Annotated in this window: 19 protein-coding genes; 12 read left to right on the top strand and 7 right to left on the bottom strand. The window is 66.8% G+C overall.

The annotated features are described in order from the left end of the window. The first annotated feature begins 131 nt into the window (after nucleotides 1-131). Genes AC1RP5_RS05535 through hslO form a run of 3 tightly spaced genes read left to right on the top strand, consistent with a single transcriptional unit; the run spans nucleotide 132 to nucleotide 3219 of the window. A complete protein-coding gene (locus AC1RP5_RS05535) occupies nucleotides 132-1328 on the top strand; it encodes an aspartate aminotransferase family protein (RefSeq protein WP_493109596.1) in 1197 nt (398 codons plus the stop codon). Between the two features lie 2 nt (nucleotides 1329-1330). Next, nucleotides 1331-2257, top strand: a complete 927-nt coding sequence (argF, locus tag AC1RP5_RS05530) for an ornithine carbamoyltransferase (protein WP_493109595.1) — start codon at nucleotides 1331-1333, stop codon at nucleotides 2255-2257. Beyond that, nucleotides 2245-3219 (top strand): Hsp33 family molecular chaperone HslO, encoded by a 975-nt coding sequence (hslO, locus tag AC1RP5_RS05525; protein ID WP_493109594.1) that lies wholly within the window; start codon nucleotides 2245-2247, stop codon nucleotides 3217-3219. Before argF ends, hslO begins: the two co-directional genes overlap by 13 nt. Here hslO and AC1RP5_RS05520 read toward each other — a convergent pair. After that, nucleotides 3216-3677 (bottom strand): GNAT family N-acetyltransferase, encoded by a 462-nt coding sequence (locus tag AC1RP5_RS05520; RefSeq protein ID WP_493109593.1) that lies wholly within the window; start codon nucleotides 3675-3677, stop codon nucleotides 3216-3218. The two genes, hslO and AC1RP5_RS05520, sit on opposite strands and share 4 nt — an antisense overlap. 109 nt (nucleotides 3678-3786) lie before the next feature. On the opposite strand from AC1RP5_RS05520, the gene AC1RP5_RS05515 reads away from it, so the two are divergent. Beyond that, nucleotides 3787-4437, top strand: coding sequence for a TetR/AcrR family transcriptional regulator (locus AC1RP5_RS05515; RefSeq protein WP_493109592.1), 651 nt, complete (start codon nucleotides 3787-3789; stop codon nucleotides 4435-4437). A 133-nt stretch (nucleotides 4438-4570) separates the two neighbouring features. On the opposite strand, the gene AC1RP5_RS05510 is transcribed toward AC1RP5_RS05515, so the two are convergent. From AC1RP5_RS05510 to AC1RP5_RS05500, 3 genes are read right to left on the bottom strand one after another with little or no spacing between them, the layout of a single operon-like run. After that, complete coding sequence (locus AC1RP5_RS05510) at nucleotides 4571-6286, bottom strand: thiamine pyrophosphate-binding protein (RefSeq protein ID WP_493109590.1); 1716 nt, start codon at nucleotides 6284-6286, stop codon at nucleotides 4571-4573. 52 nt (nucleotides 6287-6338) lie between these two features. Then, nucleotides 6339-7544 (bottom strand): acyl-CoA dehydrogenase family protein, encoded by a 1206-nt coding sequence (locus AC1RP5_RS05505; protein ID WP_493109589.1) that lies wholly within the window; start codon nucleotides 7542-7544, stop codon nucleotides 6339-6341. 23 nt (nucleotides 7545-7567) lie between these two features. After that, a complete protein-coding gene (locus AC1RP5_RS05500; protein WP_493109588.1) occupies nucleotides 7568-7993 on the bottom strand; it encodes a VOC family protein in 426 nt (141 codons plus the stop codon). 235 nt (nucleotides 7994-8228) lie between these two features. On the opposite strand from AC1RP5_RS05500, the gene AC1RP5_RS05495 reads away from it, so the two are divergent. The 3 genes from AC1RP5_RS05495 to AC1RP5_RS05485 are packed head-to-tail and all read left to right on the top strand — an operon-like array spanning nucleotide 8229 to nucleotide 11217. Then, entirely contained in the window at nucleotides 8229-9206 is a 978-nt protein-coding gene (locus AC1RP5_RS05495) for a Bug family tripartite tricarboxylate transporter substrate binding protein (protein ID WP_493109587.1), read from the top strand. Nucleotides 9207-9225: 19 nt separating this feature from the next. Further along, complete coding sequence (locus AC1RP5_RS05490; protein WP_493109586.1) at nucleotides 9226-10206, top strand: Bug family tripartite tricarboxylate transporter substrate binding protein; 981 nt, start codon at nucleotides 9226-9228, stop codon at nucleotides 10204-10206. Nucleotides 10207-10242: 36 nt separating this feature from the next. Continuing rightward, a complete protein-coding gene (locus tag AC1RP5_RS05485; RefSeq protein WP_493109585.1) occupies nucleotides 10243-11217 on the top strand; it encodes a Bug family tripartite tricarboxylate transporter substrate binding protein in 975 nt (324 codons plus the stop codon). 23 nt (nucleotides 11218-11240) lie between these two features. Here the strand turns inward: AC1RP5_RS05485 and AC1RP5_RS05480 are convergent, their stop codons facing one another. Continuing rightward, complete coding sequence (locus AC1RP5_RS05480) at nucleotides 11241-12371, bottom strand: zinc-binding dehydrogenase (RefSeq protein ID WP_493109584.1); 1131 nt, start codon at nucleotides 12369-12371, stop codon at nucleotides 11241-11243. After that, nucleotides 12371-13114 carry an SDR family NAD(P)-dependent oxidoreductase gene (locus AC1RP5_RS05475; protein ID WP_493109583.1) on the bottom strand — a complete coding sequence of 248 codons (744 nt, stop codon included), beginning with the start codon at nucleotides 13112-13114 and terminating at the stop codon, nucleotides 12371-12373. The genes AC1RP5_RS05480 and AC1RP5_RS05475 overlap by 1 nt, the downstream gene beginning before the upstream one ends. A 115-nt stretch (nucleotides 13115-13229) precedes the next feature. Here AC1RP5_RS05475 and AC1RP5_RS05470 point away from each other — a divergent pair, with 115 nt between their 5' ends. The 3 genes from AC1RP5_RS05470 (at nucleotide 13230) to AC1RP5_RS05460 (ending at nucleotide 20050) form a co-directional block, all read left to right on the top strand. Beyond that, the gene (locus AC1RP5_RS05470) at nucleotides 13230-16604 is read left to right on the top strand and encodes a transglutaminase family protein (protein ID WP_493109582.1); all 3375 of its coding nucleotides are present in this window, start codon (nucleotides 13230-13232) and stop codon (nucleotides 16602-16604) included. 63 nt (nucleotides 16605-16667) lie between these two features. After that, nucleotides 16668-19169 (top strand): circularly permuted type 2 ATP-grasp protein, encoded by a 2502-nt coding sequence (locus AC1RP5_RS05465; protein WP_493109581.1) that lies wholly within the window; start codon nucleotides 16668-16670, stop codon nucleotides 19167-19169. A gap of 2 nt (nucleotides 19170-19171) precedes the next feature. Further along, a complete protein-coding gene (locus AC1RP5_RS05460; protein ID WP_493109580.1) occupies nucleotides 19172-20050 on the top strand; it encodes a transglutaminase family protein in 879 nt (292 codons plus the stop codon). Nucleotides 20051-20195: 145 nt separating this feature from the next. Here AC1RP5_RS05460 and AC1RP5_RS05455 read toward each other — a convergent pair whose 3' ends face one another. Then, the gene (locus tag AC1RP5_RS05455) at nucleotides 20196-21053 is read right to left on the bottom strand and encodes an isocitrate lyase/PEP mutase family protein (RefSeq protein ID WP_493109579.1); all 858 of its coding nucleotides are present in this window, start codon (nucleotides 21051-21053) and stop codon (nucleotides 20196-20198) included. A gap of 192 nt (nucleotides 21054-21245) precedes the next feature. Here AC1RP5_RS05455 and AC1RP5_RS05450 point away from each other — a divergent pair, with 192 nt between their 5' ends. Continuing rightward, nucleotides 21246-22613, top strand: a complete 1368-nt coding sequence (locus AC1RP5_RS05450; RefSeq protein ID WP_493109578.1) for an MFS transporter — start codon at nucleotides 21246-21248, stop codon at nucleotides 22611-22613. A gap of 28 nt (nucleotides 22614-22641) precedes the next feature. Then, nucleotides 22642-23841, top strand: a complete 1200-nt coding sequence (locus AC1RP5_RS05445) for an acyl-CoA dehydrogenase family protein (protein WP_493109576.1) — start codon at nucleotides 22642-22644, stop codon at nucleotides 23839-23841. The last annotated feature ends 14 nt before the right edge of the window (nucleotides 23842-23855 follow it).

Below are 23855 nucleotides of genomic sequence, written 5' to 3'. Positions count from 1 at the left end.
CCGCCCCCCCGCCCAAAGTTGACACACAAGGGGGCGGGTAAGATAGTGCCGGGCCCTCGCTAAAAGTCGGTGTTTCCATGGTGGAATCGCTGAAACGGCGGGGGTTTTTTGGTTTTTGAGGGAGGCTTGCTGTGATTACGGCTGTTATGCCGACGTACGGTCGCAAGGACGTCGTGTTCGAACGCGGAGAGGGCAACTATCTCTACGCGGTGGACGGCCGACGTTACTTGGACTTCACGTCCGGTATCGCCGTGAACGCGCTGGGCCACTGCCACCCGCACCTGGTCAAGACCCTGACCGAGCAGGGCTCCAAGCTCTGGCATACGTCGAACCTGTTCCGGGTCGGCAACGGCGAGAAGCTGGCCAAGCGGCTGGTCGAGAATTCGTTCGCCGACACGATGTTCTTCTGCAACTCCGGCGCGGAAGCCATCGAGGGCGGCATCAAGCTGATCCGCAAGTATCAGTACATGAACGGCCAGCCCAAGCGGTACAAGATCATCGCCTTCCAGGCGGCGTTCCACGGCCGCCTGCTGAACGCACTCGCCGCCACCGGCAACGAGAAGTACCTCGAAGGCTTCGGCCCGCCGGCGCCCGGCTATCGCCACGCGCCGCTCAACAACACCAACGTCGTGCGCGACATGGTGGATGACGAGACCGCCGGCATCCTGGTCGAGCCGATCCAGGGCGAAGGCGGCATCCGCGCCACCACCCCGCAGTTCCTGAAGGACCTGCGCGCGATCTGCGACGAGTTCGGCCTGTTGCTGTTCTACGACGAGATCCACACGGGTTTCGGCCGCACCGGCAAGATGTGGGGCTACGACTGGTCGGGCGTGAAGCCCGATGTCGCGGCGATCGCCAAGGGCATGGGCGGCGGCTTCCCGATCGGCGCCTTCATGGCGACCGAGAAGGCGGCGGTCGGCATGGTCCCCGGCACGCACGGCTCGACCTATGGCGGCAATCCGCTGGCCACCGGCGTGGCCAACGGCGTGCTCGACATCCTGCTGCAGCCGGGCTTCATCGACGGCGTGCGCGAGCGCGGTGAGTACCTGAAGGGCAAGCTCGAGGAACTCTGCAAGAAGCACCCCAAGGTGTTCGTCGAGCAGCGCGGCATGGGCTTCCTGCAGGGCCTGCAGTGCGCCCCGTCGGTTCCCGTGGGCGACATGGTGAACAAGCTCCAGTCGCTGGGCCTCCTGGTCCCGCCGGCCGGCGAAAACGTGGTCCGCATCTTCCCGGCCCTGATCGCCGACAAGGCGGCGCTCGACGAGGGCATCGCGATTCTTGGGCATGCGGCGGAGTCGTTCGAGGCGGCGGCGAAGGCCGCCGAGTAATCATGGCGACTCCCAAGCACTTCCTCGACCTCGACCAGGTCGATCCCAAGACGCTTCGCCAGATTCTCGATCGCGGCAAGGCGATGAAACAGGAACGGTCCAACGGCGGGCACGACAAGCCGCTGGCCGGCAAGACGCTCGCCATGATCTTCGAGAAGCCCTCGACCCGCACCCGCGTGTCGTTCGAAGTGGGCATGCGCGAGCTTGGCGGCGAGACGATCATGCTCGGCCGCACCGACACGCAGCTCGGCCGCGGCGAGACCATCGCCGACACCGCGCGCGTGCTCAGCCGTTACGTCGACATCATCATGATGCGCACCACCGTCGAGGAGAAACTCCTCGAGATGGCGAAGTACGCGACCGTGCCGGTGATCAACGGCCTCACCGACAAGACCCATCCCTGCCAGCTGATGGCCGACGTCATGACCTTCGAGGAGCATCGCGGCTCCATCCAGGGCAAGTCGGTGGTCTGGTCGGGCGACGGCAACAACATGGCGACGTCGTGGATCCATGCGGCCGTGCAGTTCGACTTCGAGCTGCGCATCGCCTGCCCGACCGAGCTGAAGCCGCCGGACGACGTGGTGCAGTGGGCGGAGAAGTCCAAGGGCCGCATCTCGATCGGCCATGACCCCGAGAAGCTGGTGAAGGACGCCGACTGCGTCGTCACCGACACCTGGGTGTCGATGGGCGACGAGGATCCGGACAGCCCGAGCGCCGCGCGACGCCACAACCTGCTGCGCGCCTATCAGGTCGACAAGCACCTGATGAAGCAGGCCAAGAAAGACGCGATCTTCATGCACTGCCTCCCCGCCCATCGCGGCGAGGAAGTGACCGCCGAGGTGATCGACGGTCCGCAGTCGGTCGTGTTCGACGAGGCCGAGAACCGCCTGCACGCCCAGAAGAGCATCCTGGCCTGGTGCCTGTCTTGAGTCCTGCGTCGGGAGGACTTCCTTCCGATGACTGGGACCGTGTCCTTCCTTTCCAGCTGGACGCGCTCGGCGTGCGCGGCCGGCTGGTCAGGCTGGGTCCCGCCCTCGACGAGGTGATCGAACGCCACGGCTATCCGCTTGCCGTGGCGCGGCCGCTCGCCGAGGCGATGGTGCTGTGCGCCACGCTCGCCACCTCGCTGAAATACGACGGCATCTTCACCCTGCAGTTGACGGGCGACGGACCGATCCGCCTGCTCGTCACCGATCTCACCAGCGACGGCGCGCTGCGCGGCTACGCGCAGTTCGATTCGTGGAAGCTCGCCATTGCGCTCGGCAGCGGCAACGAGGACGTCCCGGCGGGCTACATCCCGAAGCTGTTCGGCCAGGGCCGCCTCACCTTCACCGTCGACCAGGGCCAGCACACCGAGCGCTACCAGGGCGTCGTGCCGCTCGAGGGCGCGACGCTCGCGGATTGCGCCCACACCTATTTCCGCCAGTCCGAGCAGCTGCCGACCGGCATCAAGATCACCGCCCGCCGCAGCGAGGCGGACGGCAAGCACCACTGGCATGCCGCGTCGCTGATGGTGCAGCAGATGCCCGAGTTCGATGCCGGCCGTGTCGACATCGATGCCGAGCAGCGCGAGGACGACTGGCGCAAGGCCGTGATCCTGATGGCCTCGGCCACGGAGAAGGAAATGCTCGATCCGGCGCTGCCCGGCACGACCCTGCTGCATCGCCTGTTCCACCAGGAACAGCCGCGTGTCTTCGAACGCCGCGCCTTCGCCGCGCGCTGCCGCTGCAGCCGCGAGCGCATCGACAGCGTGCTGCGCTCGATCCGGCGCGAGGAACTCGGCGACCTGCGCGACAAGACCGGCCGCGTCTCGGTGAAGTGCGAGTTCTGCTCGACCGAATACGCCTACGACGACAACGATCTCGACCGGGTCTATGCGCCGGAGACCTAGTCTCCGAGCTGCTTGTCGTAGAACACCGACCATTTGACGTCGGCATAATCGAGCACCGGCCCGCAGCGCGTGAAGCCCGAGCGCTCATAGACTTTCCACGCGGCGTAATGCTGGTCGCCCGTCTCCAGCACGAGACGCTTCAGCCCGTCGGCCCGCGCCGCCGCTTCGATGCGCTCCATGATCTGCTCGCCGATCTTGCGGCCGCGATGGCTCGGCCGCGTGTACATGCGCTTCACCTCGCCGATCCCGTCGGCATGCCGCTTGAGCGCGCCGCACGCGACCGCCGCACCCTCTTCACGCGCGATGAAGACCGTGGTCTCCGCATCGGCCATCTGCTCGACGGTCAGGTGATGGCAATGTTCGGGTGGCGTCAGGGCGAGCAGCACCGTGTTCAGTTCTGCAACCAGCGTGCGGACCTCGTCCTGCAGCGGCGTTTCGACGGCGATGGTGATGGACATCGAAGACTCGAGCGCTCCCTCTTTTCTCGAGAGGCAGACTGCCTTGACGACTGTCTCTTTGTCACCTACGGCCAATCGCCCCGGTTGTCGTTTCTTCAAGGTCTCGATCGTGCCGAAGACGAAAAAGCTCAAGAAGCCTCAGCGGGTTCCCCGCGCCGTCCAGCTCGAGAAGACCCGCGCCGCTCTCGTTGCCGCCGCCGCCGAGATCGTCGGAGAGGAAGGCTACCAGGCCTGCTCGATCGCCAAGATCGCGGCACGCGCCGGTGTCGGACAGGGCACCTTCTACACCTACTTCGCCTCGCGCCAGGAGCTGTTCGACCAGTTGCTGCCCGAGTTGGGCGGCCAGCTTCGTTCGTTCATCCGCGACAAGACCAAGAGCTTCTCCTCGATGATCGAGTTCGAGGAGCTGTCCTTCGACGCGCTGTTCGAATTCCTCTACCAGGTGCCGGGCTATCACCGGATCTTCAGCGAGGCCGAGACGCTGGCGCAGGCGGCGTTCGACAAGCACCTGCGCGCCGCCCGCGCCGAATATGTGAAGGCGCTGAAGCGGGCGATGACCAACGGCGAACTGAAGGACTACGGCGAGGACGAGCTTGAAACGCTCGCCGTCATCCTGATCGCCCTGCGCAGCTTCATCGGCCCGCGCTTCCTCGCCGGCAAGAACCAGCGCCGCATGCCGCCCGGCATCCGCAAGACGTACCTCAAGTTCCTGACGCACGGGCTGGGCAGCCCGATGCGCGCGAGCGCACGCAAAGCCTGATACTCCCGTCGTCCCGAGCGGAGCGCAGCGTAGTCGAGGGACCTCTTTTCCCGTCGACACGCCGTGCGTCGGAAAAGAGGTCCCTCGACTACACCGCCCTACGGGCGGCTTCGCTCGGGACGACGGGCTGTTTCTATTTCTTCAGACGCTTCAGCGCCGCTTCGCGAACCTGCGAGAGCGTCGTGCGTGGGCTGACGTCGTCGGGGTCGGTCTTCACGTGGATGATCGACGGCAAGTTCGACGCGACGCAGCGCTCGAAGGCCGGCGCGAACTCGTCGGTCTTCACGACCGTTTCGCCATGGCCGCCGAAGGCGCGGGCGTAGGTCGCGAAGTCGGGATTGCGCAGCTCCGTGCCGATCGTGCGCGTCGGATACTCTCGCTCCTGGTGCATGCGGATCGTGCCGTACATGCTGTTGTCGACGACCACGACGATCACGTTGGCGCCATACTGGACCGCCGTCGCGAATTCCTGGCCGTTCATCAGGAAGCAGCCGTCGCCAGCGAAGGTAACGACCAGGCGGTTGGCCTGCACGATCTTGGCGGCGACGCCCGCCGGCACGCCGTAGCCCATGGCGCCGCTGGTCGGGGCGAGCTGCGAGCGCATGCCGCGATACTGGAAGAAGCGCGAGACCCAGCCGCTGTAATTGCCGGCGCCGTTGCTGATCAGTGCATCGTGCGGCAGCCGTTCGTTGAGCCAGCGCACGATCGCCACCATGTCGACCGCGCCGCGCGGCGGCATCGGCGCGATGCTCTCGAGATAGGCGTCGTTGCCTTCCTTGATTTTCGACGCCCACGGCCGGCGCGCCGCCGGCTTCATCGCCTTCGCAGCCTTCGCGAACTGCGCCATCCCTGAGTTGATCGGCAAGGTCGCGTGATAGACGCGGCCGAGCTCATCGGCGCCGCCATGGACATGGACCAGCCGCTGCTTCGGCACCGGCACTTCGAACAGCACATAGCTGCGCGTCGTCTGTTCGCCCAGCCGCGGCCCGATGGCCAGCACCAGGTCGGACTTCAGGATGCGCTCCTGCAGGTAGGCCGAGGCGCTGCTGCTCAGGTTGCCAAGATAGTTGGGATGCCGGTTGTCGATCAGGTCGGCGTTGCGGAAGGCCGTCGCGACCGGCAGCTCGTTGGCCTCGATGAAGGCGCGGATATCCTCGGTCGCCTTGACCGTCCAGCCGCCGCCGCCCAGCAGCACGATCGGATCGGTGGCTTCCTCGAGCAGCGCGCGCAGGCGGTCCATATCCTCGGGGTCGGGCGCGCCGCGCACGACCTTGTAGTGCGGCGCGTCGGGCACTTCGACGATGTCGGTCAGCATGTCTTCCGGCAACGCCAGCACGACCGGACCCGGCCGGCCTGACATGGCGCGATGGAAGGCCTGGCTGATCAGCTCGGGAATGCGCCGCGCATCCTCGATCTGGGCGACCCACTTGGTCATCGGGCCGAACATGCGGCGATAGTCGATCTCCTGGAACGCCTCGCGCTCCTCCTGGTCGCGCGCCACCTGGCCCACCAGAACGATCATCGGCGTCGAATCCTGGAAGCCGGTATGGACGCCGATGCTGGCGTTGGTGGCGCCGGGGCCGCGCGTCACGAAGCAGATGCCGGGCTTGCCGGTGAGCTTGCCATAGGCCTCCGCCATGTTCGCCGCACCGCCTTCCTGGCGGCAGATCACGAACTTGATGGCATTGCGCGCGTCATGCAGCGCGTCCAGCGCCGCGAGATAGCTCTCGCCCGGCACGCCGAACACGTGATCGACGCCGTGGATGACGAGCTGGTCGATCAGGACCTGGCCGCCGGTGCGGGCAGTCAGGTGCGATCCCGCTGAGGCGGGAGCCGAAGCAGACGACATGGGATTCTCCGAAAAGACGACTAAGACCGCCGATACCTATTAAAGGCGGGTTTTACATCTGCAGGCTGGCGAGATCGATCGGCAGGCCGAGCAGGAAGCGCCCGACATTCTCCAGATGCGCCTTGCGGCCCTGGAGCTGCTGGGTCACCGAATGCATGTCGCGGAAGCGGCGTTCGAACGGGCCGCTGCGCAGGATCGCGTGCGAACCGGCTGCGTCGTAGAGGATGTCGACGACTTCCTTGGCGGCATGGATGGTGAAGGTCGAGGCGAGTCGCAGCGTGACCCGCTGCTCCGGCGTCGGGCGCCCCGACTGCACCGCTGTCGCCCAGGCGTCGGCCATGCAGGCGCGCATGTAGCCGCGTGCGGATTCCCACTTGGCCTTGCACAGCGCCACTTCCGACTGAACCGCCGAGCTGTCGCGCAGCGAGCTGCGGCCCTCGCGCGGCGTCTTGTGGACTGCGAGTTCGAGGAAATCCTCCATGAAACCGCGCGCGATGCCCAGCGCCACGTGCGCGAAGCCCGACGAATAGATCAGCGTGCTGGCGTAGCGGTAATGCGGGCTCGTGTCCTTGCGGGTCGCTTCATCGTCGCGGATGACGCTGAACTCCGCCGGGATGAACAGGTCCTTGGCGACATAGGAATCGCTGCCGGTGCCGCGCAGGCCCACGACGTTCCAGTCCTTGCGGACGTCGACCTGTTCCTTGCGGAAGATGAAAGCGCGCAGATCGGCGCGGCCATCGGCCCGCATCCGCGGCTTGCCGTCGGGCTCGACGACCGGGCAGAGCGCGCCGAGCCACGTGGCGTGCCGGCTGCCACTTGCGAACGAGCCGCTGTAGTTCAGGCTGTAACCGCCCTCGACGGCAACGGCCTTGGCGCCCGGCGACGGGCCCCAGGCCAGCACGTCGGCCGGCGTGCCGAACACGCGCTTGGCCACCGCCGGATCGAGATTGCCCGCCACCATCGAGCAGCCCGAACCCTGGTTCACGCACCAGGCGGCACTCGCATCGTGACGCGCGATCTCCTCGACGACGTTGGTGTAGGTCAGCGGATCGAGCGCGCCGCCGTTCAGCCAGGCCGGCAGGACCATGCGGAACAGGCCGGCCGCGTGCATCTGCTCGACCAGCCGTGGATCGAGCTCGCCCACCACTTCCTGGTGGGCCTGCGCGTCCGCGAAAGCCGGCGCCAGCGCGCGGACGCGCTGGATGTAATCGACCGGGCCTGCCACCACTTCGGCTTCCGCCTTGGGCTTCGTCGCCATCTCGGATCCCCTTCGCGGCTGGATCAGTTGCGCGGCGCCATGGGCATGTTGCCCTTCCAGTCCGCCGGCTGCGGCTCGCTCGGCGAGAAATCGATCTCGACCTCGACCCCGTTCGGATCCGGGAAGAAGAGCTGCCAGGTCAGGAACGGCTCGGGCGCGCGGCTCAGCCGGTAGGTGATGTTGCGTTCCTTCAACCACGCCAGGGACTTGGCCATGTCCTCGCCCCAGAAGGCCATGTGGTCGAGAGCGCCGCGGCGCGGGTTCGGCATGGTCTTGACCTGGATGACGTGCAGGATCGGCTTGCCCTCGGCGCCATAGAGCCAGAAGCCGTTGACCGCGAAGTTCGGACGGTCGCCGGGATGCAGTCCGAGCTGCGCATAGAATTCCTTCGTCTCTTCCGGCTTGTCGGTGACGATCGTGAAATGGTCCATTCGACGAACGATGCTCATCGCCCTACTCCCTTTTGTGACCCCAATGGTGGGCGATCGGGGTGGGCGCGTCAACGAATCGAACCGCGGTTCGACTTTTCGCCGACATCTATTTGAGGCCCATTTTCACTGAGCGGATGATGCGCCGCACAAAGTCGAACGGCGGTTCGAGTTTTTCGTTTCTCCGTTGACTCGACCACTGCACGGCCGCAAGACTCCCGCTCGGCAACCAAGAAGAAAGAACCGGAGGAAACAGGTGGCAATCACCCGTCGCAGCGCAGTGCTGGGCGTCGCATCGACCGCAGGCCTCGGCCTTGCGTCTTCCGTTCGCGCCCAGGCCGATTTCCCCGACAAGCCCATCCGCTTCATCGTCCCCTTCGCGGCCGGCGGCACCATGGATGTCGTGGCGCGCACCGTCGGCAACGAGGCAAGCAAGATTCTCGGTCAACCCATCGTCGTCGAGAACCGGCCCGGTGCCGGCGGTTCGAGCGGACCCGCCACCGTCGCGACCGCCAAGCCCGATGGCTACACGCTGATGGTCGCCGCACCCACGCAGGTGCCGGTGGCGCTCGCGCTCAAGACCAAGACAGCCTACGACGCCGCGCGCGACTTCGTGCCGGTGACCAAGCTGGCCGAGGAAGCGCTGGTCGTCATGACCAGCCGCACGATTCCCGCCAGCACGCTTCCGGAGTTCATCGCCTATCTCAAGGCGAACCCCGGCAAGGTGAACTACTCCTCGGCCGGCGTCGGCTCGCTCGGCCATCTCGCGGGCGAGCTGTTCAAGGTGCGGACCGGCGTCGACATCCAGCACATTCCCTACAAGGGCGGTCCGGCCGGCACCTTTGCGCTGATCGCGGGCGATGTCGGCCTGTCGCTAACCTCCGCGGGCTCGGGCAGCGCCTATTTCGACAAGATCAACGTGCTGGCGTCGCTGGGCCAGAAGCGCATCTCGATCCTGCCCAATGTGCCAACCGCCCTCGAGCTGGGCGTGGCCGGCCTCATCGTGACCTCGTGGGCCGGCGTGTTCGCGCCCGCCGGTACGCCGCCCGCCGTCATCGCCAAGCTCGACGCCGCCTTCCGCAAGGCCCTCACCGCGCCCAGCGTCATAGAAACCTTCCAGCGCCTGGGCATCGAACCGGTCGGCCAGGCGACGGCGGATTTCACCCGTGCGCTGGAGCAGGACCTGAAGCTCTGGACCGAAGTCGTCGACCAGGCCCGCATCGTCATCGAATAGAGATCGAGGAGGCCTTCCCATGGCTCACATCCTCTCGCGCCGCGACTTCGGCGCCCTTCTGGCCCTTGGCGGCATCGCCGGCGCAACCGCCGCCTCGGCACAGGAGGCCTGGCCGACCGGCCCGGTGCGCATCATCGGCCTCGGCCAGCCCGGCAGCCTGTCCGACGTGATCGGCCGCATCATCGCCGAGGCCCTGACTCGCCGCCTGGGCCAGCAATTCATCGTCGAGCACCGGCCCGGCGCCGGCGGCACGGTGGGCGTCGCCTATACGGCGAAGGCCAAGCCCGACGGCAACACGGTGGTGCTGGTGAGCGCCGGCCCGCTCGGCATCGGCCCGTCGCTCTACCAGAACCCGGGCTACGACGCGGCCAAGGACCTTGTGGGCGTGGCACGGCTGGTCGAGCTGGCGAACATCGTGATCGTGCCGAAGAACTCGCCCTACAAGACCTTGCAGGATCTGCTTGCAAAGGCCCGCAGCAAGGCCGGCTCCGTGAGCTACGGCTCGGGCGGCGCGGGCACGACGACGCATCTCGCGACGGTGCTGCTCGGCGTGCGCGCACAGGCGGAATTCCTGCATGTTCCCTACAAGGGCACGGCGCTGCTGCCGACGGTGAACGGCGAGGTCGATTTCGCCATCGAGAACATCACCAACGTCATGGGTCAGGTCGAGAGCGGTGCAGTATGGGCGTTGGCCGTCACCTCGTCGAAGCGGCTGTCGCAACTTCCCGACGTGCCCACGGTCATGGAGTCCGGCATTCCCGACTTCGACGTGACGTCGTGGAACGGATTGGTGGCGCCGGCTGGCACGCCGCGCGCGATCATCGCCAAGCTCGAAGCCGCAGCACTCGATGCGTTGAAAGAACCAGAGGTCGCCGCCCGCTTCGGACGCGCCGGCGCCACCGTCGCGCCGATGGGCGCGGCCGAGTTCGAGAAGTTCTACCTCATGGAGATCACGCGCTGGGCGCCCATCGTGAAGGCGTCGGGCGCGCGCGCCGACTAGAGAAAACAAAAAGTCAAACGCTCGGAGGAGCCGCTCATGATCCGACACGAACGCCTCGGCACGCTCGTCGCAGCGGTTGCCGCCTGCACGCTGGTCGCCGGCACTTCCGCCGTGGCCCAGCAGTATCCCGACAAGCCGATCACCATCATCCACAACTACGGACCGGGCACCGCCTCGGACGCGACCGCGCGCACGATCGCCGAAGCCCTGTCGCAGCAACTCGGCAAGCCGACCGTGGTCGACAACAAGTCGGGCGCCTCCGGTGTCGTCGGCACCAAGGCCGTCGCGAACGCGGCTCCGGACGGCTACACGCTGATGATCGGACCGATGACCGCGGTCACCGCCCAGCCGCATCTCGTGAAGGACACAGGTCTCAAGCCCGACAGCCTCGCGCCGGTCTGCAACATCTCCGCCAACGTGCTGGGCGCCGCCGTGCGCAACGACGGCTCCTTCACCGATGCGAAGAGCGTGATGGCCGCGGCCAAGCAGCGCCCGCTCAACTTCGGCTCGGCCGGCCCCAACTCGCTCTCCTCGCTCGCCGTGCATCGCGCCAAGGTCTCGGCCGGCGGCGGCGAGTTCGTGGCTGTCCCCTATCGCAGCGATGCAGCGGCGCTCGCCGAGCTGCTGGCCGGCCGGCTCGACTTCGCGGCCCTCCTCGTTGCCAACGGCACGCCGATGTTCCGTGCCGGCACGCTGAAGCTGATCGGCGTGTTCGCCGACAAGCGGCATCCCGAATATCCCGACGTGCCGACCTTCCGCGAGCAGGGCATCGATGCCGTGCAGATGAGCTACGCCGGCATGCTCGCCCCCAAAGGCACGCCCGAGCCGATCCTCGAACTGCTGGAAGCGAACTGCAAGAAGGCGATCGAGTCGGAACCCTTCAAGCGCGCCGTCGAGCAGTTCGGAATCGTCGTCGACTATCGCGACCGCAAGGAGTTCGCGAAGCTCCTCAACGAAGAATACGAATCGCTCGGTAAGATCCTCACCGAGCTGGGCGTGCAACCGCAGTAGCCGCACGCCCCTTCTTCGTCGGATCAGCCGTGCGGCACCAGCACCTGCCGCACGGTGGCGACGTCCTGCAGGCGGTCGAATCCTTCGTTGAGCTCGTTGAAACCGACGCGCTGGCTGACCATGCGGTCGACCGGCAACTTGCCCTGCTGGTAGAGCGCGATGAAACGCGGGATGTCGCGCACGGGCACGCAGCTTCCCATGTACGAACCCTTGATCGTCTTCTCTTCGCTGACGAGGCCGCTCTGCTTGAAGGCAAAGTCGGCGCTGATCGGCGACAGGCCGGCCGTTATCGTCGTGCCGCCCCAGCGCGTCGAAAGATAGGCGGTCTCCATCGCCTTGATGGTGCCGGCGAAGTCGAAGGCATAGTCGACGCCGCCCTTGGTGAGATCGCGCACCTGCGTGATGTGGTCGGCATCCTTGGCATTGACCGTATGCGTAGCCCCGAGCTGACGGGCGAGGCCGAGCTTCTCGTCGGAAATGTCGATGGCGATGATGTTGCCGGCACCGGCCAGCACTGCGCCCATCAGGCCCGAAAGGCCGACGCCGCCCAGGCCCACGACCGCGACGCTGCTGCCCGGCTGGATCTGCGCGGTATTCACCACGGCGCCGACTCCGGTCACGACGGCGCAGCCAAAGAGCGCGGCCACATCGAGCGGCAAACTGGGATCGATGACGACGATCGAACCGCGATCGACCACGGCATATTCAGCGTAGCAGGAAACGCCGGAATGATGATTCACCGGCTTGCCATCCATGTGCAGGCGATGATGGCCCGACAGGAGCTGGCCCGCCGCACGCGGGCTGATCGAGCGCTCGCAGATATAGGGACGGCCCTCGAGGCAGCGCCGGCAGCGGCCGCAGCTCACGTTGAAGGTGAAGCAGACATGGTCGCCGACCTTCACGTCGTGCACGCCCGCGCCCACCTCGACAATCTCGCCCGAACCCTCATGCCCCAGCACGATCGGCACGGGACGTGGCCGGTCGCCGTTGATCAGCGACAGGTCGGAATGGCAGAGGCCGCCGCCGCCCACCTTGACCAGGACCTCGCCCTCGCCCGGCGGATCGAGATCGACCTCGACGACATGGATGGGCTTGGATTTCGCGAAGGGGCGGGGCGCGCCGCAGACCGTGAGAACGCCGGCTTTCATTTTCATCAGGCTATTCCTCCATCGACCCGGACCAGCGATCCGGTGGTGAAACTCGACTTGGCCGACGCGAGATAGAGCGCGGCCGTCACGATCTCTTCCGGCTGGCCGCTGCGCTTCAGCGCCGCCGTCGGGTTGGCCTTGTGCTCCTCCGGCCACGCCTTGGATACGTCGGTGAGGAAGCGGCCGGGCGAGATCGTGTTCACCCGCACCTTCGGCCCGTATTCCACGGCGAAGGCCTCCGTCAGAGCGTTGAGCGCCGACTTGGCGCCGGCATAGGGCGCGATCTGCGGCCGCGGGCGCAGCGCGCCGGCGCTGGAGACGTTGATGATCGAGCCCCCTTCGCCCGCGGCCATCCGGCTGCCGACCAGCGACATCAGACGGAACGGCGCCTTGAAGTTCAGCGACACGATGCGGTCGAAGAGCTGCTCGGAGGTTTCCAGCGACGAGGGCGCGAGCGGCGAGGAGCCGGCATTGTTCACCAGGATGTCGACCTTGCCGAAGGCGGCGTAGGCGGCGTCGACCATGCCGTCGAGTTCGTGCCAGTTGGCGACGTTGCAGGCATAGGTGGCGGCCTTGCGACCCATCGCCCGGACCTCGGCCGCGACCTTGTCACATGTTTCCAACTTGCGGCTGGTAATGAAGACATCCGCGCCGTGCGCGGCGAAGGCCTTCACCATCTGGTAGCCAAGCCCCCGGCTGCCGCCGGTGACCAGGGCCACCTTGCCGGTGAGATCGAAATAATTGGTCATGAGCACTCTCGCCGAGCCTGGAGGGAAATGATCGTTACAAGAGCATAGCGCCACTTCCTTGCTTAGTGGCATGTCACTTGCTTAGTCTGTCTTCGGAGCGAAACAGCAGGCCGTCATGAGCATCCACGTCGCGCTGCATCATCGGACGACCTACCGGTACGACCGGCCCATCGAATTGGGACCGCAGATCGTACGCCTGCGCCCAGCGCCGCACAGCCGCACGCCGGTCATTTCCTATTCTCTGAAGATCACGCCGGCCCAGCATTTCATCAACTGGCAGCAGGATCCGCAGGGCAATCACCTCGCCCGCCTGGTGTTTCCAGAAAAGACCGACCTGTTCGAGGTCACGGTCGACCTGGTGGCCGACATGTCGGTCATCAATCCGTTCGACTTCTTCCTGGAGCCGTCGGCCGAAAACTGGCCCTTCGCCTACGATGCCTCGCTGGCCGAGGAGATCGCGCCGTTCCGCAAGCTGGAACCGCTGGGGCCGAAGCTGAAGGCCTGGCTCGACAAGGTCGACCGCAAGAAGCAGCGCACCATCGACTTCATCGTCGGCCTCAACGCCCGCCTGCAGCAGGAGATCGGCTACATCGTCCGCATGGAGCCGGGCGTGCAGACCTGCGAGGAAACGCTCGGCCGCGCCAAGGGATCGTGCCGCGACACCGGCTGGCTGCTGGTGATGATCCTGCGCCACCTGGGCTTCGCCGCGCGCTTCGCCTCGGGCTACCTGATCCAGCTCGTGGCCGACGAGAAGCCGCTCGACGGCCCCGCGGGCACCAGCCACGATTTCACCGACCTCCATGCCTGGTGCGAAGTCTACCTGCCCGGCGCCGGCTGGATCGGCCTCGACCCGACTTCCGGCCTGCTGACCGGCGAAGGCCATATCCCGCTCGCCTGCACGCCAGAGCCGTCGAGTGCGGCGCCGGTCGAAGGCGCCATTGAGAAGGCCGAGGTCGAGTTCGAGCACCAGATGACGGTGACGCGCGTGCGCGAGACGCCGCGCACCACCAAGCCCTACACCGAGGAACAGTGGGCCACCCTGCTCAAGGTCGGCGAGGCCATCGAGCGGGATATCGGCAAGCACGACGTGCGCCTCACCATGGGCGGCGAGCCGACCTTCGTGTCGGTCGACGACATGGATGGGCCGGAATGGAACACGCTGGCGCTCGGCCCCGAGAAGCGGCGGCTGGCGGGCGTGCTGTTCCGCAAGCTCGCGCATCGTTTCGCGACCGGTCCGCTGCTGCATTTCGGCCAGGGCAAATGGTATCCCGGCGAGCAGCTGCCGCGCTGGGCGCTGGGCTGCTACTGGCGCAAGGACGGCGAGCCGATCTGGCGCAACCCGCAGCTTTATGCGCAGGAATCCAAGCCGGTCGGCGCCACCGTCGAGGCCGCGCATCGCTTTGCGCTCGCCTTCGCGCAACGCCTGCAGCTCGATCCCGACTATCTTTTCCCGGCCTACGAGGACACCTGGTACTACCTCTGGCGCGAGCGGCGCCTGCCGAGCAACGTCGTGGTCGACGAAGCCAAGGTGAAGGACCCGCTGGAGCGAGAGCGCCTGGCGCGCGTCTTCGAGAAGGGCCTCGAAAGCTCGGTCGGCTACGTTCTGCCGGTCATCCGCGATTACAACGGACGCGCCCAGAACGGGCACGCGCACGCGCCGCGGTGGAAGAGCGGGCCGTGGTTCCTGCGCACCGAGAAGTGCTACCTGATCCCCGGCGATTCCGCGATCGGCTACCGCCTGCCGCTGGATTCACTGCCGTGGGCCGCACCGGGCGACACCGACATCATCGTGCAGCCCGACCCGATGGCGCCGCATCCCGACCTGCCGCCGCTCGATGCCTTCCGGCGCGCGCCGGTGTTGCGCCATCAGGAGCCGGGCCGCGCCGACGAGGCGGCCGGCGATGCCGAGGCGCGCCGCGAGGCGTGGCGGCGCGCGTTGGCGCCGGACAAGGGACTTGGACCGGCCGTCGGCGTGTCCGCCGCCGGCATCGTGCGTACCGCGATGGCGTTCGAGCCGCGCGACGGGCATCTCCATGTCTTCATGCCGCCGACCGAGCGCATGGAGGATTATCTCGACCTCGTCGCGGCGCTCGAGGACACGGCCGAGGAACTCGGCCAGCCGGTCTTCCTCGAAGGCTACACGCCGCCCAACGATCCGCGCGTCCTGAACTTCAGCGTCACGCCCGATCCCGGCGTGATCGAGGTCAACATCCATCCCTCGGCCAACTGGACCGATCTCGTCGAGCGCACGGAGATCGTCTACGAGGAAGCGCGCTCGACACGACTTGGCGCACAGAAGTTCATGATCGACGGCCGCCATACCGGCACCGGCGGCGGCAACCACTTCGTGCTGGGTGGTCCTTCGGCCGCCGACTCGCCGATGCTGCGCCGGCCCGACTTGCTCAAGAGCCTGCTGGGATACTGGCTCAATCATCCGTCGCTTTCGTATCTTTTCTCGGGCCTGTTCATCGGACCGACCAGCCAGCACCCGCGCGTGGACGAAGCGCGCAACGATGCGCTGCACGAGCTGGAGATCGCCTTCAAGCAGATCGCGCCGGGACGGCAGACGCCGCCGTGGCTGGTCGATCGCGTGTTCCGCAACCTGCTGGTCGATGCGACCGGCAATGCGCACCGCACCGAGTTCTGCATCGACAAGCTCTTCACGCCCGATTCGGCCGCCGGCCGTCGCGGCCTGCTGGAGCTGCGCGCCTTCGAGATGCCGCCGCACTGGCGCATGAGCGTGGCGCAGCAGGCATTGCTGCGCGGACTCGTCGCCAAGTTCTGGGAGCGCCCCTACGAGCGGCCGCTCAGCCGCTGGGGCACGCGCCTGCATGACGATTTCATGTTGCCGCACTTCGTGTGGCAGGACTTCAACGACGTGCTTTCCGATCTCTCCGACGCAGGCTACGGCTTCGCGCCGGAATGGTTCGCGCCGCATTTCGAATTCCGCTTCCCGAGGTTGGGCGAAGTGGCGCAGCGCGGGCTCGAACTCGAACTGCGGCACGCGCTGGAGCCGTGGCACGTGCTGGGCGAGGAACCCGGCGGCGGCGGCACGGTGCGTTACGTCGATTCCACGGTCGAACGCCTGCAGGTCAAGGTCGCGGGTCTGAATGACCAGCGTCACTCCATCGCCTGTAACGGCTGGAAGCTGCCGCTGCGCGCCACCGGCACGGCCGGCGAATATGTCGCCGGCGTGCGATATCGCGCCTGGTCGGCCGCCAATTCGCTGCATCCGACGATCGGCGTGCATGCGCCGCTCACCTTCGACATCCACGATTCGTGGAGTGGCCGCTCGATCGGCGGCTGCACCTACCACGTGGCCCATCCGGGCGGCCGTAATTACGACCGCGTCCCGGTGAATGCCAACGAGGCCGAGGCCCGCCGTCGTGCCCGATTCTTCGCCATCGGACATACCGGCGGAACAACGCCGGAACCGCGTCCGCTGGACAATCCGGAGCACCCGCTGACGCTCGACCTGCGGCGCGCCTAGGGCGTATATTTCGCCCGCCTCGAAAGGCATTCGTTCACTCGTTCCCACTTCTGTTGCGAGCCCATGGAGTCGTTGCGCGGCCTCTCTTCCTCGCCGGCAAGCGCGTACGACGAACTGGTCACCGGCCAGAAGTCGATCCGCTATCACTGGCAAGGCATCCTGAGCGTCATCCGCTCGCTTCCGGGCGGGTTGGGCGATCGCGTGGAGAGTGCGCGCCGGCAGCTCGAGGAATCGGGCGCGACCGTCAACCTGCTGGATGACCGCGGCTCGGCACGCTGGACCTTCGATCCGCTGCCGCTCGTCATCGCGCCCGACGAATGGGCCAGCATCGAGACCGGCCTGATCCAGCGCGCGCGCCTGCTCGACAAGGTGCTGGCCGATGTCTACGGCCCGCAGACGCTGCTGAAGAAGCAGTTGCTGCCGCCGATGCTGGTCCACGCCAACCGGCATTTCCTGCGCCCCGCCCAGGTCACCGACGGCGCCGTACCCGAACGCTATCTCGGCAACTACGCCGTCGACCTGGTGCGGCTGAGCAACGGACGCTGGCACGTGCTGGCCGACCATACCGAACTGCCGGCGGGCATCGGCTATGCGCTGGAGATGCGCCGCGTGCTGGCCCGCAGCCTGCCCGAGGCGTTCCGCTCCATTCCCGTCCGGCACCTAAGGCCCTTCGTCGACCGCTGGCACGAATCGCTGCGCTCGATGGCGCCGCCGACGGTCGACCAGCCCAACATGGCGGTGCTGACGCCGGGCTCGCTGTCGGCCACCTACTTCGAGCACGTCTATCTCTCGCGCGTGCTGGGCGTGCCGCTGGTCGAAGGCGGCGACATGGTGGCACGCGACGGTCAGGTCTCGATCAAGACGCTGGCCGGTCTCCGGCCCGTCCATGTTCTGTTGCGGCGCCTCGACAGTTCTTTCGCCGATCCGCTGGAAATGCGCGCCGATTCTGCGCTCGGCGTCACCGGCCTGGTGGAAGCGACGCGCAGCGGCAAGATCTCGCTCGCCAATGCGCTGGGATCGGGCGTCGTCGAGACACCAGCGATGATGCCGTTCCTGGAGCGGCTGAGCGAACAGTTGCTGGGCGAGCCGCTCAAACTGCCGTCGCTCGACGTCTGGTGGCTGGGCGAGCCATCGGCGCTGAGCTTTGCGCTGGCGAACCTCGATCTCATGATCGTGCGGCCCTGCCTCGGCCAGGATCGCGAGCCCATCGTCGTGGGCATGCTGGAGCCGGCCGAACGCAAGGCATTGGTCGAGCGCATCCGCGCCCAGCCCGGCCAGTATGTCGCGCAGTATCCGATGACGCCGTCGCTGACGCCCAAGTGGGACGGCCAGGCGCTGGTGCCGTCCGCCGTTGTGCTGCGCGCCTTCGTCGTGGCCGATCACGACACCTATCACGTGCTGCCGGGCGGCCTCGCCCGCGAACCCGACGGCGACACCGCGCTGCGCTCGCTCGGCCGCCTGCACGGCACGCTGAAGGACGTCTGGGTCCTGGCCGAGGACGCGGCCGACGTGCAGCTCCCGACGACCCGGCGCTTCCACCAGCTCGCGGTCGAGCGCGGCAGCGCCGACCTGCAGAGCCGCGTCGCCGACAATCTCTACTGGCTCGGCCGCTACATCGAGCGGCTCGACAACGATGCGCGCCTGCTGCGCACGACGGCAGCCCGTGTGGCGCAGGGCGCCGTCGGCCCGCGCGACGCGGTCGAGCTCAGGCTGCTGGGTCGCCTCCTCGACCAGGCCAACCTGATGGATCACACCTCGGCCCTGGCTCCGCCCGAAAGCGCGCTGTTCCAGCAGGGCCTCGCCGCCGTCGCGACCGACGATCGCGGCCTTGCCACCGTGCTCGACGGCATCCAGCGGCTGACCGCCACCATGCGCGACCGCTTCTCGGTCGACATGACGACCGCCGCCGGTCCGGAGATGATCGAGGTGCGCAAGCGCCTGCTGGCGGCGCGCGGCAATCTCGATCCGCTGCTCGCCGCGCTCGACGAGATCGTGCGCTTCGTCGCCACTTTGTCTGGTCTCGCGCAGGAGAACATGACACGCGGCACCGGCTGGCGTTTCCTCGATCTCGGCCGCCGTATCGAACGCGGTCTGCATGTGCTGACCGGCGCGCTCGGCCCCTTCACTCTTTCGCCGATCGACTGGGACGCCTCGATGCGCCTGGCGCTAGAACTCTGCGACAGCACCATCACCTATCGCACGCGCTATCTCGGCCAGCTCCAGCCGGCGCCGGTGCTCGACCTGGTGATCCTCGACGACGCCAATCCGCGCGGCCTGGTGTTCCAGTTGCGCGCCATCAAGGGCCATCTCGACTATCTGGCGCGCGCCTCGGGTGTCCAGGTCGCGGCGCCGCCGGAGTCGCTGGAGGCCGATCTGGAAGCCGTCGTGCGCCAGTTTGGCGGCGACGAACAGGCGTGGCGTCATGAGGGTCTGGCGCTGGCGATGTTGCGCGACGTCGCCTCCGATACCGAGCAGCAGCTCGACAAGCTCTCGGAGGCGATCACCCGCGCCTACTTCTCTCACGTGCCGGCGGCTCAGGCCGTCGGTTCCTCGGGCGGAGACTGAGCGTGCATTACCTTCTCTCGCACCGCACGACCTACACCTACGCCAGCACGGTGGATTCGGCGCACCACATCGCCCACCTCCGCGCCCGCAATTTCCCGGGACAGACCGTCAGCGCGATCAGCGTCGACACCAGTCCGCTGCCGGCACTTTCCGCCCAGCATGTCGATCACTTCGGCAACCACATCGACATCTACCGGATCGACAAGCCGCACACGCGCTTCGACATCGAAGTGCGCGCCGAAGTCGAGGTGAGCTTCCCCGAACCGCCGCCGGCGAACACAACGCCGCCGTGGGAAGACATCAGGGCCTCGCTTCTCGGTGACGGCTTTCCCCATCCGGTGGAAGCCAGCGAATTCGTCTACGATTCGCCGCTGGTGCCGAGCGTCGAGGCGTTGCGTGTCTATGGCGCGAAATCCTTCACGGCGGGACGGCCGATCCTCGAAGCGGCGCGCGAACTCACCTCGCGCATCAAGGCCGACTTCGAATATCACCCGGGCGCCACCGACATCTCGACGCCGCTGGCCGACGTCTTTGCCGGCAAGGCCGGCGTCTGCCAGGACTTCGCCCATGTCGAGATCGCGGCGCTGCGCGCTCACGGTCTCGCGGCGGGCTACGTGTCGGGATACATCCGCACGATCCATTCCAAGGACGAGATCGCGCTGCGCGGCGCCGATGCCAGCCACGCCTGGGTCGCTGTCTGGTGCGGCGAGGCGGCGGGCTGGGTCCATCTCGACCCGACCAACGATCTGGTGGCGCACGAAGATCACGTCGCCGTGGCCTGGGGCCGCGACTTCTCCGATGTGAGCCCGCTGCGCGGCGTCATCCTGGGCGGCGACTCCCATTCCTACGGAGTCGCCGTGACGCTGATCCCGACGGGCTGATGATCGGCCCTCCTCCCCATTCAAAGGGGGAGGTGTCGTCGTCATACGACGACGGAGGGGTCATGACTGCCCGTTCTTTCTTCGGCGCTCCCGGACATCGCAAGGCGATGTCCTGACGCTCAAGGGGCCGAGCTTCGCTCGACCCTCAGCCCAAAAAATCCTTGGTCCAGCGCGCATAGTCGGCGTCGCGCGTGACCTTCTTCATCAATTCCGGACTGGCCACGCCCTGCAGCTTGGACGGCTGCGTGCCCTCGCGCAGCGCCTTCAGTGTCTCGTAGGTCGCCTTCACCGCCGCGGCGAAGGGCTGATGGCCCTGCAGCGCAATGCGGACACGGCGCGCACTGAGATAGGCGAGGTCCGTGAGATCGCCCGACACGCCGCCCAGGATGATCGGCAGCGTCGTCGCCGCGGAGATCGCATCGAGTTCGGCGCGGGTGCGCACGCCCACGAAGAACAGCGCATCGACGCCCACCGTCTCATAGGCTTTGCCGCGCGCGATCGCGTCGTCGAGGCTGGTGATCGTCACGGCGCTGGTACGGCCGGCGATGCAGAGGTCGGGATCCTGCCGGGCGCCGAGAGCGGCTTTCATCTTGCCGACGCCCTCTTCGATCGTGATCAGCCGTGGCGCCGTGGTGCCGTGCGGCGTCGGCAGGTCGGTGTCTTCCAGGCTCACGCCCGACACGCCCGCGGTCTCGAGTTCCTCGACGGTACGACGCACGTTCAGCGCATTGCCGTAGCCGTGATCCGCATCGACCATCAGCGGCAGGTTGCCGGCCCGGTTGATGCGATACGCCTGGCCCGCGAACTCGCTCAAGGTCAGCACGATCAGGTCGGGTGCACCGAGCACGGTCAGCGAGGCGACGGAACCGGCGAACATACCGATCTCGAAACCAAGGTCCTCGGCGATGCGCGCGGAGATCGGATCGAACACCGAACCCGGATGGATGCAGCGGTCACCCGCGATCAGCGCCCGGAAGCGTTTCCGGCGATCGGTCCAGTTCATGACGAAATCTCCCCCAATGTCCCTCCTCCTTAGCAAAGGAGAGGGCTGCCATGCAGCGACCGATTTCGACGGGCAAACACGCCCAGGCCCATCGCCTTGCCGCTGGTGCGGCCGCAGGCGTAGCGTAATTGCAGGGACGCAGTGAGTGTGCGCGACAGGCGCCCCCAAAACAAAGCGCACGGGGGAAATGCCATGTTCGACGTTCTCGACCGGCAGACCAAGCTGACCGGCAACCAGAAGAAGATCATCGCCGCGGCGGTGATCGGCGACGCTCTCGAATTCTTCGACTACTTTCTCATCGGCTTCGTGCTGGCCTTCCTGATCGGCCCTTGGAAGCTGACCTTCGGGCAATCGGCCATCGTGCTGATGTCGTCGGGCATCGGCGCCATCCTCGGCGCCTATATCTGGGGCTGGCTCGCCGACCGCATCGGTCGCCGCAAGGTCTTCATTGGCACTGTACTGAACTTCTCGATCGCCACCGGCCTGCTCTACTTCACGCCGGAGAATGGCTGGATCTACATCACCATCATGCGCTTCTTCGTGGGTTTCGGCGTCGGCGGCCTCTATTGCGTCGACCTTCCGCTGGTCCAGGAGTTCATGCCGGCGCGCAAGCGCGGCTGGGTCGGCGGCCTCGTCACCTGCGTGATCCCGCTCGGCGTCGGCCTCGGTGCGGTGCTGGGTGCGTTCATGGGCCAGGACCAGTGGCGCCTGCTGTTCGCCATCGGCGTGCTGCCCTCGCTCATGGTGCTGCTGGTTCGCCTGTGGGTACCAGAATCGCCGGTCTGGCTGGTTCGCCAGGGCCGCTACGAGGAAGCCCGCAAGTCGCTGGCCTGGGCGCTGGAAGTCAAACCAGAGACGCTGCCCCTGCCCACGACGCCGGCCGTGGAACCTCCGAAGGCGAGTTGGGCCGAACTGTTCAAGTATCCGCGCAGCCTGCTCGTCTCGTGGCTGGGCAATGCCGGCGCGCAGACCGGTGTCTACGGCATCACACTATGGGCGCCGGCGCTGTTCGTGCTGCTCCTGAATGTGTCGGCGCAGGAAGCCGCCAAGATGATGATCCCTCTCACGGTCATGGGTTTCCTTGGCCGACTGACTTTCTCCTACCTGTCCGACAAGATCGGACGGCGAGCAGGCGGCGGCCTGATCGGCCTCGGTGCCGGTGCGCTCATCATCGTGGCAGGCTACAACTACAACACTACAATGATGGGGTATTCGGCCTTCTGGCTGCTGCTAGCGGCGGCCTTCTTCTTTGCCGACGGCGGTTTCGCGATCGTCGGGCCTTATGCGGCGGAAGTCTGGCCCTCGCATCTGCGCACCACGGGCATGGGATCGGCCTATGGCTTCGGGGGCATCGGCAAGATCATCGGTCCCGTGGGCTTGGCGCTGATCGTCGGCTCGAACAACTACCTGAAACCCGACGTGCCGTTGCCGCAGATTCCAACAGCCTTTCTCTATCTCGGCTGCTGGTTCCTGATGGCCGGAGCGGTCTATTATTTCTTCGGGCTGGAAACCAAGGGCAAGTCGATCGAGCAGATCGACAAGGAACTGGCGACCGCCTGATGCACGCACACGTTCGAAGAGGACGATCTTGGACACGCTGATCCCGTCTGCCGCCGATCTTGCTGGCGACCCGGCCGTGATCTCGCGTGCCGAGGCCGTCCGGCCGGCCGTCGAAGCCGCTTCGAACGAGATCGAGGAGACGCGCCGGCTGCCCCCGGCGCTCCTCGACAAGCTCCACGAGGCGCGGCTGTTCCGCCTGCTGCTGCCGCGCTCGTCGGACGGGATCGAGACCGACCCCATGACTTTCTTCCGCGTGATCGAGACGATCGCCCGCGGCGACGCCTCGACCGCCTGGTGCCTGAGCCAGGCCGGCGGCTGCGCCATGTCGGCGGCCTATCTCGACCTGCCGGTGGCCCGCGCGATTTTCGGCGACGATCCGCGCGCCGTGCTGGCCTGGGGTCCCGGCCCCAGGGTCAAGGCCGTCGAATGCGAGGGCGGCTACAAGGTGACCGGCGTCTGGGCCTTCGCCTCGGGCGGCCGCCATGCCACCTGGCTCGGCGCCCATTGCCCGATCTTCAAGGCCGACGGCTCGCCGCGCCTCGACGCCAACGGCGTGCAGCAGGAACGCACCATGCTGGTGCGCACCGGCGACGTTCAATGGACGGACATCTGGAACACGGTCGGCCTGCGCGGCACCGCCAGCGACCAGTTTGCCCTGACCGACTTCTTCGTACGCGCCGATCATTCGATCACGCGCGAGTTCGAGCTCGAATGCCGTGAGCCGGGGCCGCTTTACAGGATGGGCGCCGGCACCTGCTATCAGGTGGGCTTCGCGGGCGTGGCCTGCGGCATTGCCCGCGGTGCGCTCGACTGCTTCCTCGACGTGGCGCGCAACAAGGTCCCGCGCGGCATGAAGAGCCCACTGCGCGACAATGCGGTGGTCCAATCCAATCTCGCCCAGGCCGAGGTCAACCTCCAGTCGGCGCGCGCCTTCGTGCTGCAGTCGATGGCCGGCATCTGGCAGGATCTCTCGGCCGGCAACACGATCACCGTCGAGCAGCGCATCACCATCCGCATGGCCGCGACCAACGCCATTCACAAGGCCAAGGACGCCGTCGACTTCACCTACAATGCGGCGGGCGCCACGGCGATCTTCGAGAATCATCCGCTGGAACGCCGCTTCCGCGACATCCATACCGTGACCCAGCAACTGCAGGGCCGGCTTTCCCATTTCGAAACCGTGGGCGCCTGGATGATGGGTGCCGACGCCGACCTCACGTTCGTCTGATCAAACTACGGAGA

It is taken from the genome of Reyranella sp. GW821-FHT12G01, from assembly GCF_058806575.1.
This window is presented reverse-complemented; position numbering and strand designations above follow the sequence as displayed.